We start from the raw sequence: 12,635 nt of genomic DNA, 5'->3' as shown, positions 1-12,635 counted from the left end.
GTAGAGCGCTTAGACAGGCAACCAGACTGACAGAACGGCGAGAATGGGAAGACATGGCATGGGGTGATCGATGTCGAATCCGTCAGATATTCTAATTTGATGAGACAAGAGAGTCTAACAACTTATTAGACTGAAACTTTCCGTATAACACCCCAAAACAGGTGAATAGACAGATAGTTTCCGTATAACACCCTAAATCAGATAGATAGGCAGAATCTTTCCGCGCAGTATGCTTATTTGGGTAGATAGGCAGAATCTTTCCGCACATGTTTAGGTTTGGTGCAGTGATTGAGACACGACTTAAATCGTGTTTCTCAAAAAAGTAGGGACGTTACATGTAACGTCCCTACAGAAGGAATGCTTGTTAAAGCTAGAGAGAGGCAAAGGCTTGTTCTACCGCGCTTAACGCCTGGTTGATCTCAGCCTCAGTCACAATCAGCGGTGGCACAAAACGAAGCACCTTTGGACCCGCAGGTACTAGCAGCAGCCCGTTAGCCATTGTTACTTTGACGATCTCTGGTGCGGTTAATGGAGAATCGGCTTTGATTTCAAGACCGTCAATGAGTCCCCAACCGCGCACTTCAGCGATGTAAGCGGGGAACTTCTGCGCGATCGCCCTCAGTCCCTCTCTCAATTGCTCACCGCGATCGTGTACATTTGCCAGCAGGTTTTCCCGCTCGATCGTTTGGCAAACGGCTAGTGCCACACCGCAAGCGAAAGGATTGCCGCCAAAGGTGCTGGCGTGGTCGCCGGGTTGAAAGACATTGCAGAAGGATTTGCAGAGCATGGCACCGATCGGAATGCCGCCACCCAGACCTTTTGCCGAGGTAAAGATATCTGGCTCAATGCCCAGATTTTCGTAGCCCCAAAGTTTACCAGAGCGGCCCATACCGACTTGCACTTCGTCCAGGATGAGCAGTATGCCGCGATCGTCACAGAGTTCTCGGACACGCTGGAAGTAAGCACGATCGCCGGGTCGTACGCCACCTTCACCTTGCAAGGCTTCGAGCAGAATGGCAGCCACTCGCGGTTCACCGCTGTCCAGTTCATCCAGTGCTGTTTCTAGAGCCGCAATATCGTTATAGGTGACGTAATGAAAACCGGGCACCAGCGGGCTAAAGCCTTTCTGATATTTTGGTTGTCCGGTCGCGGTTATAGTTGCCAGTGTGCGTCCGTGGAAGCTTGCCTGTGCCGTGATGATGACCGGATCAGCAATGTGTCGAACTTCGTGAGCGTATTTCCGCGCCAGCTTAATCGCACCTTCGTTCGCTTCGGCTCCAGAGTTGCAGAAGAACGCACGATCGGCACAGGAATGCTCAACCAACCACTTTGCCAATGCGCCTTGCTGGGGCACGTAATACAGGTTAGAAACGTGGTGCAGCGTTTGAATTTGCTCTGTCACCGCTTGCACCATCGCTGGATGTGCATGACCAAGTGTGCAGGTAGCAATGCCAGCGACAAAATCCAGATACTCGCGTCCGTCCGTATCCCACACGCGACAGCCTGTGCCTCGCTCAAGCGCGACCGCATAGCGTGCATAGGTCGTCATCACATACTCGTCAAAGTCCGCTGCGTCGAAGGGACTGTTGGCATGAAGCGGTGGTGCGATCGTGGGTAGGGTTTGGACTAGCGCTTCTGGGCTCACCGAAATAGCTCCTCAAACTGACACGACAAAGAGAGAGTACATTCTAGACTTTGGACTGTTGGAGGTTAAACTCTAGACTGCGCACAGGTTTTCATAACACAACATTTCGTTTAGTCTAACCTCAGGTATTTAGCGCTCAAGTTTCATGCACTGAACCTGACTATAGCTTATCCATTTGCCGGTCCCATAGGCTGGCTCACAGGTTACGTTCTCATGACATTCTTCCTTGCAGCTATCAGCGGCGAACAATCAAACGCCTCTCAGTTGGTCACGGTGCTGATTATTCTGCTTTTAGTGGCAACTGCTGTAGCGCTGGTTTCGCGTCGGCTTCGCATTCCTTACGTGACAGGGCTAGTTGTCGCCGGTCTGTTAATGGCAGAGTTACTGCCGCGCCGAATTGGACTCGATTCAGCGCTAATTCTTAATCTTTTCTTACCCATTCTGCTCTTTGAAGCCGCAATCAATACGGACATCAGCCGCCTCCGCAGCACACTAAAACCAGTCGCTTTGCTGTCGGGTCCAGGGGTCATCATTGCCTCTGGTGTAACTTCAGTGATTCTCAAGTTTGGCTTGGGCTTGCCCTGGGTGTCGGCGCTACTGGTAGGCGTAATTTTGGCAATTACCGACACCGTTTCTGTCATTGCTGTTTTTAAGGAGGTGACAGTACCATCGCGACTGATCACCATTGTGGAAGGTGAAAGCCTGTTTAACGATGGGATTGCGCTGGTGCTGTTTAGCCTGATTTTGAAGGTAAATACAACGGGATCACTCACCGTTGCAGACAGCATTCGAGAACTGCTGGTGGTGATTCTAGGTGGTGGTTTGGTCGGTCTGGCGCTGGGCTATCTGGGGGTAGGGCTTTACACCCGATCGGACGATTCACTTAGCAATATCTTGTTAACTGTAGCGATTGCCCTGGGCTCGTTTCAACTCAGCCAGTTCTTTGGAATGTCAGGCGTAGTGGCAGTGGTAGTGGCAGGTCTGGTAGTGGGCAATCTGGAGCGATCGCAGACGGTTTCTGCCTCCAGCCGTATTACTGTTCTGAGCTTCTGGGAATATGCAGGCTTTGGGGTTAATACCTTCATCTTTCTGTTGATTGGCATTGAGATCAATCTAGAAACCCTGCTGAGAACGTTGCCTGCGGTGCTGTTGGCAGTATTTGCGTATCAAGCTGGACGCTTTCTGTCGGTGTATCCACTGCTGGCGATCGTCAAACAGGTCGATCGCAACCTACCGTTGCGCTGGCAGCACGTACTTTTTTTTGGCAATATCAAAGGCTCTTTGTCAATGGCACTGGCACTTAGCCTGCCGCCCACGTTACCGAACCGGGAAGCGTTAATTGCCTTAGTCTTTGGTTCGGTTTTGCTGTCGTTGGTTGGGCAAGGCGTGAGCCTCCCCTGGCTAGTGCGCCGCCTTAACCTTGACCACACCTCCGAATCGCAGCAGTGGATCGAGGCGCTTCAGTCTCAGCTCATTACTGCCAAAGCCGCGCAAGATGAACTGGAGACGCTACTGAAAACGGGTGTATTGCCCAAATCTGTTTACGAAGAAATGCGTGCCAGCTACCAGGTACGGCTCGTTGCTGCCGAACGGTCTTTGCGCGATTTTTACAACCGCCGACCGGATAAGCTGACTGCTGCCAGCGGTAGAATGACTCGCCTGGATGCTATTCGCCGTCGTCTGCTATTGGCAGAGAAAGATGCCCTTAACGATTCACTCCGTAAGCGAATTTTGTCAGACGATGTCGTCCGATCGCGCATCCAAACGCTCGATCAACAACTGCTGGATCTGGATGATGATTAGCAATCAGCTATCAGCTTTTAACCATCAGCCGGAGCTTTGGGAAGAAACTACGGCTTTAAAGGTCTTCATGCTGACTGCTGACTGCTGGCTGCTGACTGCTGACCGCTGACTGCTAACCACTCACTTCAGCAGCAAGTAATAGAGTTGCCCCGTCGCGTTGATGAGTCCAGCCCGATCGCCTGCTAGTTTACCCGTGCCCATAAACAGATCGACTCGTCCCGCACCTTTGATCGCGCCGCCTGTATCTTGATCCAGCACATAGCGCCTGACTACACGATTTTCTAATTGCCCTGCTGCATTGACGTAGGGGATCTGGGTCTGGATGAGGGCGATCGCGCCGGGTGGAAACTTGGTTTTGTCCGTGGCGATCGACCGTTCTGCCGTCACAGGTACGCCAATACTGCCTGTGGCAGCAGCACCGCCTGTTGGTCGAAAAAAGACAAAGCGGTTGTTACGGGGCAGATACACATCGCGCTCAGCAGGATTGTCTGTCAGGTATTGCAACAGCCGGGGCAACGTCAGATCTTCGAGCTTGAATTTGCCTGCTTTCACCAGTTCGCGCCCGATTCCAGTATAGGGATAGTCGGTTGTGCCAGCGTGCCCCACCGTCATGACGCTGCCATCAGTCAGTTGCAGTCGCGCCGAGCCTTGCACCTGAATCAAAAAGGCTTCTAGGCGATCGCGCAACCACACAAGTTCCAGCCCCTTCAGTCGGCTGTGGCGCTGCAAACCATCGGCTCCCTCTAGCTGGAGGCGAGTCGGATGCGGCTTTGACCAGCTTGCTAGATTTGGCGGCACCCGAAACAATGGGTAGCGAAACTCTGCAGTCGGCAGGCGACTAGCGGTATAGACAGGCTCAAAATAGCCTGTAAAAGCTACAGTGCCCTGACCATCATTGCCCGCCGCTTGATAAACCACAAATTCTCGTTCGATTGCCGCCTGTAACGCTGCTGCCGATGGTTGAGTCAGCAACAACTGCCGAAAGCGTTTGAGGCTTTGATAGACCCGCTCGCGGGAAATACCAGAGACACGAGACTGGCGATAGCCTGCGATCGCCCGTTCTGTTTGCAGATAGCGCAAGCTGTGGTCAAGTGCCGTTAGCAGCGTTCGACGATCTTCCCGTGTGCTGAAGTCACCCAGAAGTTGTGATTTCTTTGGAAATGGCGCACTCGGTAGTAGCGGTTTCGCGGTGTTAGTCGGCTTAGGCAGGACAGGCGACGGGCGATCGGGCGGCGCTTTTGACGGCGCTGGTACTGGTTGCGATCGGGCTAACGGCAGTCCGCCCAGCAGCAAACATCCTGCATAGGCGATCGTCCACTGACTAGCCGTTAGCATTGCCCTCGTCATGCCGTTGCTCAAAACCGCTCGACGCTAGAGCTAAAGACTGGCTCCACTCGCACGCCCAAGACACGTGAAGGACGCAGCACCATGTACTCTCCCTGCACATTCTTAATCGGCACTGTGATGAAGTCGTTGGAACTCGCTTTGGGCACTAGTTCGCCGCTGTACCATTTCTGAAATTCTTGAATCGTGGCAAACCGCACTTCTTCGCGATGCCCACCATCAATTAAGAGGTGAACCGCATACTCAGTAGGCGTGCGGGCATATTTACTCCGTCGATCGCCCGGAGCAGCTCCCTGGTTAGGCACACCTGTAGCACCTGCTACAGCATCGCCTGGTCGTGGTTGATTGATGTTACCTGTCATAGTCCGTTCCCTTAAATGCGTGAGAACCTTCCCAATTATCGGTGTAGTTGGGTTGATTGCATGAGTTGATTACATTAAACATTGCCCAGAATCAGCAATCAGCTATCAGCGGTCAGCTATTAGTGTTCAAAGGTCAGCATCTTAGAAGTAGGGACTAGGGATAAAGAAGTGGAAGATTGAAGGAGTAGAAGAGTGAAGAAGAGAAAGGGGGAGCCAGCAGCTTTTGCCTTTTGCCTTTTGCCTTCTGCCCTCTGCCGCATCACGGCAACAAATTAAACCGCTGAAGCTGTGTCTGCACTAGAGTAGGCAAGCTTTTATGGAGTTGGGCTTTGTCTTTGAAGACAAGGCGATGTTGACTGGGGAGATCGAACGGGAACTGTCCAGGCAGGTCGGAGCGCTCCATCTGAGTGAGGATAATTTGCTCGGCGCGTTTACATTGCAAGGCATAGCCCACTTCTACACAGACTTTAGGACTAGGGATGAGCTGGGGCGGCGTGCTGTCAATAGAGGCGATCGACGTACCATCGGCAATAAACAGCAAGCTTTGGCGAATTGATCGCATGAGCTTGCTGCTTAAGCGCGTGGGTCCATCCGTCAGGCGATGAGACTCGACCAGGGTTAAGGGCAGGCGCGAGCGTGGGTTGATCTTTTCTAAAAGGGACTGCAACGCTTCGCGCAGCAAATCGCTGGACTCGGCATATTCGGTTTGGTAGCAGAGAAAAATTGTTGGCTCCAGATGCGTCAGGGCATCTTGCTTAGAGAAGTAGATCTCATGGCTTTGGAGGTCAATATTGGCAATCGCATAGCCACCGCTGCCCTCAATGTAAAACTCGACGGCTTCGCCTTCTAGATAACGCTGAAACCAAACAGCTTGCTTAACATCCGCACTGTCTTCTAAGAAGTCAGCCCGTAATCCCGACTTTAGCAAGCTATTTTTGCTTAGACGCAGATCATGGGGACGCTTTTCTAATTCTTTGATCGGCTCATATTCCTGGAGATACCAGGCTTTCAGGGCAATAATAGCCATTCTGCGCTTTGCCTCATGGGGTTTAAAGCAGCGTCACTAAAGCCGCTACGTTCTGACTGACCGCCCTTTGTTGGCACATTGTAGCCAGAGATGAACGGCTTGCATACCCTTTTTGAGCTAGCTGCACCCTTATACGTGCTGGCGGAACAATCAATCTAGAGACAGACCTCTGTTTTGTAAATTGTTGTTACGCTGACTCGATAAAACTTTGACGTTATGAAGTGGTTTAAGCACTGCGTTGATACTGCTTTAGTACAGTTGAATCCTTAACGCTCAACGGAGCTAGTAATGAATTTATTTGGTTGTAAGCGGCACTTTGTGCGATCGATGCCGTTACCGATCGCGATCTGGATCGCTTTCTACTTAGCTGCTTGCCAGCCGCAAGTAAGCGATCGTGCTAATCAACCACAGCCAGATGCTGTGTCTGCGGCTCAACCGCTCGCAGTCGGAGACTCCACAGGCGAGCTGACCTACGAAGGACAACAGCGAACGTATCGCCTCTATACACCAAAAGCGTACCGACCTGATCGCCCTCCGCCGCTCGTGTTGGCGTTCCACGGCTATGGGTCACAGGGCAAAGATTTGGCGAACGGTTCTGGCTTGAACGAAGTGGCAGAACAGAAGGGTTTTGTCGTGGTTTACCCCGATGGCATCAAGCGCCGCTGGAACCCACTCAACAAGATGCTGACCGGCGTTGATGATGTTGGCTTTGTTCCTGCTTTGATCACACATATCAAGCGCAATCGTGCGATCGACTCGCGCCGAGTTTATGCCACTGGTGTGTCGAATGGTGGCTTTCTGGTACAGCGTCTTGCCTGCGAAACGTCGTCTCCGATCGCTGCTTTTGCGTCGGTAGTTGCTACCCTTCCTAGCCAGCTAAAAGACTCTTGCAACCCCCAAACGCCTGTGCCCATGCTGATGATTAATGGTACTGATGATCAGAAGGTGCCCTGGCAAGGCGGTAACCTGGGGTATGGCTCGATTCTGTCTGTACCAGGCACGATCGACTTCTGGCAGCGTTACAACAACTGCCCATCCTCAGCACCGGTTAAGCGCTTAGTCGGGGATCGGGTCGAGATTGCCCGCTATCCCAACTGTCAGGGTGGCTCAGAAGTCGCGCTAGTGACGCTAAAAGGGGTTGGGCACGTTTGGCCCAGAGGTGGTTCTGGGCCAGCAGCTTTGCTCAATGGCAGTGAAGAAATTTGGAACTTTTTCCAGAGGCATCAGTTGAAGCAAGGCTAGAGGGAGCGCCTTCGGTGGTCAGTCAACCATTACGAGCCACCATTGCCAACGCACCTCTTCAGCTTTCAGCCTTTAGCCTTCAGCTTTTAGCTTTCAGACCACTCCCTATGCCCCTACTTCTTTACTCCGTCACTGCTTCACTCCCTCCCCCCTCTCGTAAAAACTCCGATCGTGCTTGTTGCGTCTGTTCTAGCAATACTGTTAGCGATCGCCAGTCAGCATGCTCAACATGGGTAATGACCTTGTTAAGCTGATCCCGGTAGGCATGAAGCGATCGTGTCAGGGCAGCTTGATTATATTGCGCCATCATGGCACCAAGTTCGGGGTTGCCGCCGCCCACACGGCTAGTATCCCGAAAGCCAGAACTGGCAAGCTTTTGTGCTAATGCCAAAACGGCTGGATCGGTTTCTTCACGGCAAGCGGCAATGAGGCTAGCGCTAATCATGACAGGCAGGTGAGAAATCCAGGCAACGGCGCGATCGTGATCCTCTGGAGTGCAATGATACAGTCGTGTTTGCAACGGACGCACCAAGTCTTCAATACGCTGTACTGCTGCTATTGGGGTTGCTTCAGTAGGAGTTAGCACATAGGCTGCGTTGACAAACAAATCTGGTTGCGCTGCTTCAATACCGCTATCGGCAGTACCCGCCATTGGGTGTCCTCCTACAAAGTTAGACCAGAGCGGCGTGATCGTCTTCACGACCCAGCCCTTCACCGACCCAACATCCGTCAGCACCGTCTCAGGTACCAGATGAGGCTTGAGCGCGACAACCGTTGCCTGCATTGCTGCCACCGGCGTGCACAGAAAGACAACATCAACCGTTGCCATCAGCGCAAGGCTAAGGCTGGCATCATCTACGGCTCCACGGGCGATCGCGCGCTGACACGTTTGCGCCTGACGACTCACACCCAAAACCGTATGACCGTGCGATCGCAACGCTAAACCCAACGAACCACCAATCAATCCCAACCCAACGATGCCAATCTTCATACTGCTATGCCAATCTGACTTGAAATGCGGGCATTCTAGCGTTGGTTGCCCCTCACGCTTGAATCATTTATAGATACACTTAGAGACTTCTATACGTGCATGGGATAGCTTCGGAGCAACGTGCGATCGTCACAACGGTAACTCTTCAATGCAAGCTGAGGATGTCCTAAAAAAATATGCAGCAGGTGAACGCACCTTCGCTGGCGTCAACTTAAACGAAGCCAACCTGAGCGGTGCTGACCTCAGTGGGGCTGATTTGAGTGGTGCGAACTTGAGCGTGGCAAATCTGAGCGGAGCCAACTTAAGCGGCACCAACTTAAGCAAAGCGAAACTGAACGTGGCAAAACTTAGTGGCGCAAACCTAACCAACGCGAACTTGCACGAAGCCATTCTGAATGTTGCCAATCTCACACTTGCTGACTTAACGGGCGCTACCTTGAGCCAAGCATCCCTTGTACGAGCGGAACTGACTAGAGCAGACTTAAGTAGTGCGAACCTGAGCAACGCCAATTTAAGTGGAGCCGACCTCAAAGATGCCAAACTCAGAAATGCCGACTTGAGCAGCGCCAACCTTAGCCGCGCTGACCTTAAATGGACTGTTTTTACGGGCGCAAATCTTGCTGAAGCGAACCTCCACGGTAGTGACCTCAGCAGCGCCGATTGTAGTGGTGCCGACCTCAGCAGCACCGAATTACGACAGTCGAACCTTAGTCGTACCAATCTGCGAGGGGTTAACTTGAGTGGTGCGAACCTGCGTTGGGCTGACCTGAGCGGTGCTGACCTCAGTGGGGCTGATCTCAGTGGGGCCAAACTGAGCGGCGCAAACTTGACGGGCGCAAACTTGAGCAACACGAACCTAATTGGCACTACGTTAGTACATGTCGATCTCACACGGGCAAACCTCATTGGCGCAGACTGGGTAGGGGCTGATCTCAGTGGTGCCACCCTCACAGGGGCAAAGCTCTACGATGTACCGCGCTTTGGTGTAAAAACTGATGGCATGATCTGTGAGTGGGTTGACCTCAGCCCGATCGGGGATCAGAGCAGTATTTACCGCTTTTCTGGTGAGGAAACCACATTTTTTCATGCTGCGCCGCCCACGGTGCGCCTGATTATTGATGAGGTTTTTAACCAGGATGCCCATTATGCGCTGGCGGTCACGTATCGGCAGGTGGCACAGCACTACAACCTGATAGCTAACCCGCCTCATATTCAGGTTGGTCGTCGCCGTACAACGCTAACGTTTGAGCTACACCGCGATGATCAGCTTTTTTTGATGTGCTGCTTTGCCCTGTTGCCTTTTAAGGATGCACTAGAAGTCCAAAGCCGGACGATCGCCCTTCTGAAACTGCTGCTGTCGGTGGAAATAGAGGAGCGATTTGCTGTGCTGGACTGGTTCCAACCATTCAAAACAACGCTGACGCAAACGCTGACGCAGGTCAGTGATTTTAAGCTCTCAGAGGGTTCCCTGAAAGCACTTGGTAAGATTCCCTTCTTTCAGGCTCCAACAAAAACAACGCTGGTTAATTCCACCAATCAAAGCTTGCCTTTGTATAGCCATCCACTCTTTGGCAAACGGATGATAGCAATTGATCCCGCTGTAGGGACGATCGCCCCTCGCTCCACGGCTGCACCCATTCTTCCCTCGTTGACTGGGTTAGTCAATTTTATTCAGGGCTTTCATGGGCGGTGAGGGGAGAGGAGGCTGAAGGCTGAAAGCTGAAGGCTAAATTAACCCAAAACTCTCCACAGTTGAAAGGCGCTCGCGAAGACGGTAAGCCAAAGTAAGACACTCCAGCGGGTAAGTTGGAGGGCGCGATCGAGGGTGTCTGCGGTAATGGGCTGCACGGCATTACCTAGTAGCGGCTTGAGTTTAGCAACGCCCTGATACCAGTTGATTCCACCCACCTGAACGTCTAAAGCGGCGGCATAGGCACATTCACTCCAGCCAGAATTGGGGCTGGGGTCTTGGGGTGCATCGCGCTGACAAAGCCGCCAGACGTGGAGCGGTCTTCGGGAGAGCAGAGCGATCGTCAGCACCGTCAGCCGACAGGGAACCCAGGTCAAGGCATCCTCTGTTTTGGCGCTGAACCAGCCTAAGTCGGTGTAAGGCGCATCACGATAACCAACCATTGAATCCAGCGTACTAGAGGCTTTGTATGCCAGCGCTAGCGGTACACTACCGATACCCGGCAGCATGGCTCCTACTAGAGCGTAGAACAACGGCGCAAGCACTCCATCTGTTGCGTTCTCTGTCACGGTCTCAAACATGGCTCGTAAGATGTCTGAAATAGTCAAGCGATCGGTGTCACGACCCACGTACTGGCTCAGGCGCAAACGGGCATTGACTAGATCCCCTGCTGCCAACGGTTCTAACACGTCGCTTACTGCGTCTCTTAGGCTTCTGGCGGCAAAGCAGCTTGCTAGTAGGATAGTTGCAACAACGGTGCCCAATAGCGGCTCAAGGTGATTGGCAATCGCTACCACTAACCAACCCCCCAACCCACTGCCCACGATGCAACTGCTACCCAAAACGACTCCAGCGCAACGCAACGCAGCTGGGGTGTGCAAAGCAGAAAACGCTAATCGGGTAAAGTGAGCAATCATCCAGCCGATCCCCTGTACTGGATGCCACCAGCCTTTAGGATCGCCAATCAGATAATCCAGCGCTGCTGCAAAAAACAAAATCGCGAGCGAGGAAGCATGTGTAGAGGCGTAAAACGTGCTAATGGACAGACGAGCGTGCTCCCGCTAAACATGAGGATAATATTACAATCTATTACGTCCCCCCAGGGACAGGGAGCTCTATGCCGCAAAATTAACTACGAGTGGTAATTGAGTCTGACATCGGTGCGTGACTCACGTGTTCAGGTTCTCTAAGCGTTCAGGTATGCTTAATGCTTGTCTGGATGCAGATGTTTCTGAGTGCTGCAAGCGTATCGATCGAAACCATTGTGGTCATCCGCGACAGTAGTCCCGGCGAGGCTGCCCTGGTTTCAGGATAGATTCAGCCTGAGTGGAAGTTTTTCCCTCTAACCACAGTCAGTAACACCAACGGTTACATTCTTCTGGAGGAATCCATCAATGAGTATTGTCACGAAATCGATCGTGAATGCAGATGCTGAAGCTCGCTACCTCGGTCCTGGCGAACTCGATCGCATCAAGAACTTCGTCACCACCGGCGAACGGAGATTGCGGATTGCCCAAACGTTGACCGAATCCCGCGAGCGCATCATCAAGCAAGCTGGCGATCAAATGTTCCAAAAGCGTCCTGACATTGTTTCGCCCGGCGGCAACGCTTACGGTGAAGAAATGACCGCTACTTGCCTGCGTGACCTCGACTACTACCTGCGTCTGGTGACCTACGGTGTGGTTGCTGGTGATGTAACTCCGATTGAAGAAATCGGTATTGTCGGCGTACGTGAGATGTACAACTCTCTAGGCACCCCCATCCCTGCTGTTGCAGAAGGCATTCGTGCAATGAAGAGTGTTGCATCTGGGCTACTGTCTGGTGAAGATGCGGCTGAAGCTGGTGCTTATTTCGATTACGTCATTGGCGCTATGCAGTAAGGATTTCTGCATACTGCTAAGTATTTGAAGATTACGAAATTCTAAGGACTCAAAATCATGGCACAAGACGCAATCACTTCTGTAATCAATTCCGCTGACGTTCAAGGCAAATACCTGGACAGCAGCGCACTAGAAAAGTTGAAGGCATACTTCAACACTGGTGAACTTCGGGTTCGGGCAGCAGGCACCGTTAGCGCAAATGCGGCTGCGATCGTCAAAGAAGCAGTGGCAAAGTCCTTGCTGTACTCTGACATCACTCGTCCCGGTGGCAACATGTACACCACCCGTCGCTATGCTGCGTGCATCCGCGACCTCGACTACTACCTTCGCTACGCAACCTACGCCATGCTGGCTGGCGATCCTTCCATCCTGGATGAGCGCGTGCTCAACGGTTTGAAAGAAACCTACAACTCCTTGGGCGTTCCCATTGCTGCGACCATTCAAGCAATCCAAGCTATCAAAGAAGTTGCGGCTGGTTTGGTTGGTTCTGACGCTGGTAAAGAGTTGGGTGTTTACCTCGACTACATCTCCTCTGGCTTGAGCTAGTCCTGAAAAGCGATGCATAGCAAGTGGTGAGTCATAGGTTGCTTTAACTTAAAACTCAAAACTTAGCCTTCAACGCTTTTAGAAGGTTTGGAAGTCTAGGGTGAG

General features: G+C 52.3%; 11 protein-coding genes. 5 read left to right on the top strand and 6 right to left on the bottom strand.

The window, feature by feature from the left end:
- Positions 1 to 370 precede the first annotated feature (370 nt).
- The gene (locus H6F76_RS05305; RefSeq protein WP_347275978.1) at positions 371 to 1,645 is read right to left on the bottom strand and encodes an aspartate aminotransferase family protein; all 1,275 of its coding nucleotides are present in this window, start codon (positions 1,643 to 1,645) and stop codon (positions 371 to 373) included.
- A gap of 213 nt (positions 1,646 to 1,858) precedes the next feature.
- Here H6F76_RS05305 and H6F76_RS05300 point away from each other — a divergent pair, with 213 nt between their 5' ends.
- A complete protein-coding gene (locus H6F76_RS05300; RefSeq protein WP_190506511.1) occupies positions 1,859 to 3,448 on the top strand; it encodes a sodium:proton antiporter in 1,590 nt (529 codons plus the stop codon).
- A 120-nt stretch (positions 3,449 to 3,568) separates the two neighbouring features.
- On the opposite strand, the gene H6F76_RS05295 is transcribed toward H6F76_RS05300, so the two are convergent.
- The 3 genes from H6F76_RS05295 to H6F76_RS05285 form a co-directional block, all read right to left on the bottom strand.
- Positions 3,569 to 4,795 carry an MltA domain-containing protein gene (locus H6F76_RS05295; RefSeq protein ID WP_242036537.1) on the bottom strand — a complete coding sequence of 409 codons (1,227 nt, stop codon included), beginning with the start codon at positions 4,793 to 4,795 and terminating at the stop codon, positions 3,569 to 3,571.
- 8 nt (positions 4,796 to 4,803) lie between these two features.
- Positions 4,804 to 5,097, bottom strand: coding sequence for a hypothetical protein (locus H6F76_RS05290; protein WP_190449062.1), 294 nt, complete (start codon positions 5,095 to 5,097; stop codon positions 4,804 to 4,806).
- Between the two features lie 316 nt (positions 5,098 to 5,413).
- Positions 5,414 to 6,181 (bottom strand): hypothetical protein, encoded by a 768-nt coding sequence (locus tag H6F76_RS05285; protein WP_190506509.1) that lies wholly within the window; start codon positions 6,179 to 6,181, stop codon positions 5,414 to 5,416.
- A gap of 288 nt (positions 6,182 to 6,469) precedes the next feature.
- Here H6F76_RS05285 and H6F76_RS05280 point away from each other — a divergent pair, with 288 nt between their 5' ends.
- Complete coding sequence (locus H6F76_RS05280) at positions 6,470 to 7,423, top strand: PHB depolymerase family esterase (protein ID WP_190506507.1); 954 nt, start codon at positions 6,470 to 6,472, stop codon at positions 7,421 to 7,423.
- Positions 7,424 to 7,544: 121 nt separating this feature from the next.
- On the opposite strand, the gene H6F76_RS05275 is transcribed toward H6F76_RS05280, so the two are convergent.
- Positions 7,545 to 8,414 (bottom strand): prephenate/arogenate dehydrogenase, encoded by an 870-nt coding sequence (locus tag H6F76_RS05275; protein WP_190506506.1) that lies wholly within the window; start codon positions 8,412 to 8,414, stop codon positions 7,545 to 7,547.
- A 148-nt stretch (positions 8,415 to 8,562) separates the two neighbouring features.
- Between H6F76_RS05275 and H6F76_RS05270 the strand changes: the two genes are divergently transcribed.
- Positions 8,563 to 10,107 (top strand): pentapeptide repeat-containing protein, encoded by a 1,545-nt coding sequence (locus H6F76_RS05270; RefSeq protein WP_190506504.1) that lies wholly within the window; start codon positions 8,563 to 8,565, stop codon positions 10,105 to 10,107.
- A 38-nt stretch (positions 10,108 to 10,145) separates the two neighbouring features.
- Here H6F76_RS05270 and cbiB read toward each other — a convergent pair whose 3' ends face one another.
- The gene (gene cbiB, locus H6F76_RS05265; RefSeq protein ID WP_347275980.1) at positions 10,146 to 11,102 is read right to left on the bottom strand and encodes an adenosylcobinamide-phosphate synthase CbiB; all 957 of its coding nucleotides are present in this window, start codon (positions 11,100 to 11,102) and stop codon (positions 10,146 to 10,148) included.
- A gap of 396 nt (positions 11,103 to 11,498) precedes the next feature.
- Between cbiB and apcA the strand changes: the two genes are divergently transcribed.
- Both apcA and apcB read left to right on the top strand, forming a co-directional pair.
- Positions 11,499 to 11,984, top strand: a complete 486-nt coding sequence (gene apcA, locus H6F76_RS05260) for an allophycocyanin subunit alpha (RefSeq protein ID WP_190449019.1) — start codon at positions 11,499 to 11,501, stop codon at positions 11,982 to 11,984.
- Positions 11,985 to 12,041: 57 nt separating this feature from the next.
- Positions 12,042 to 12,530, top strand: coding sequence for an allophycocyanin subunit beta (gene apcB / locus H6F76_RS05255; RefSeq protein ID WP_190449020.1), 489 nt, complete (start codon positions 12,042 to 12,044; stop codon positions 12,528 to 12,530).
- Positions 12,531 to 12,635: the final 105 nt, after the last annotated feature.

The organism is Leptolyngbya sp. FACHB-321, assembly GCF_014695975.1.
In the GTDB taxonomy this organism is placed as follows: Bacteria; Cyanobacteriota; Cyanobacteriia; order Leptolyngbyales; family Leptolyngbyaceae; genus Stenomitos.
This window is presented reverse-complemented; position numbering and strand designations above follow the sequence as displayed.

Coding starts and splice junctions, on each gene's coding strand:
- apcB (WP_190449020.1), top strand. CDS start 12,042: ATGGCACAAGACGCAATCACTTCTGTAATCAATTCCGCTGACGTTCAA.
- apcA (WP_190449019.1), top strand. CDS start 11,499: ATGAGTATTGTCACGAAATCGATCGTGAATGCAGATGCTGAAGCTCGC.
- H6F76_RS05285 (WP_190506509.1), bottom strand. CDS start 6,181: ATGGCTATTATTGCCCTGAAAGCCTGGTATCTCCAGGAATATGAGCCG.
- H6F76_RS05280 (WP_190506507.1), top strand. CDS start 6,470: ATGAATTTATTTGGTTGTAAGCGGCACTTTGTGCGATCGATGCCGTTA.
- H6F76_RS05300 (WP_190506511.1), top strand. CDS start 1,859: ATGACATTCTTCCTTGCAGCTATCAGCGGCGAACAATCAAACGCCTCT.
- H6F76_RS05295 (WP_242036537.1), bottom strand. CDS start 4,795: ATGACGAGGGCAATGCTAACGGCTAGTCAGTGGACGATCGCCTATGCA.
- H6F76_RS05270 (WP_190506504.1), top strand. CDS start 8,563: ATGCAAGCTGAGGATGTCCTAAAAAAATATGCAGCAGGTGAACGCACC.
- H6F76_RS05275 (WP_190506506.1), bottom strand. CDS start 8,414: ATGAAGATTGGCATCGTTGGGTTGGGATTGATTGGTGGTTCGTTGGGT.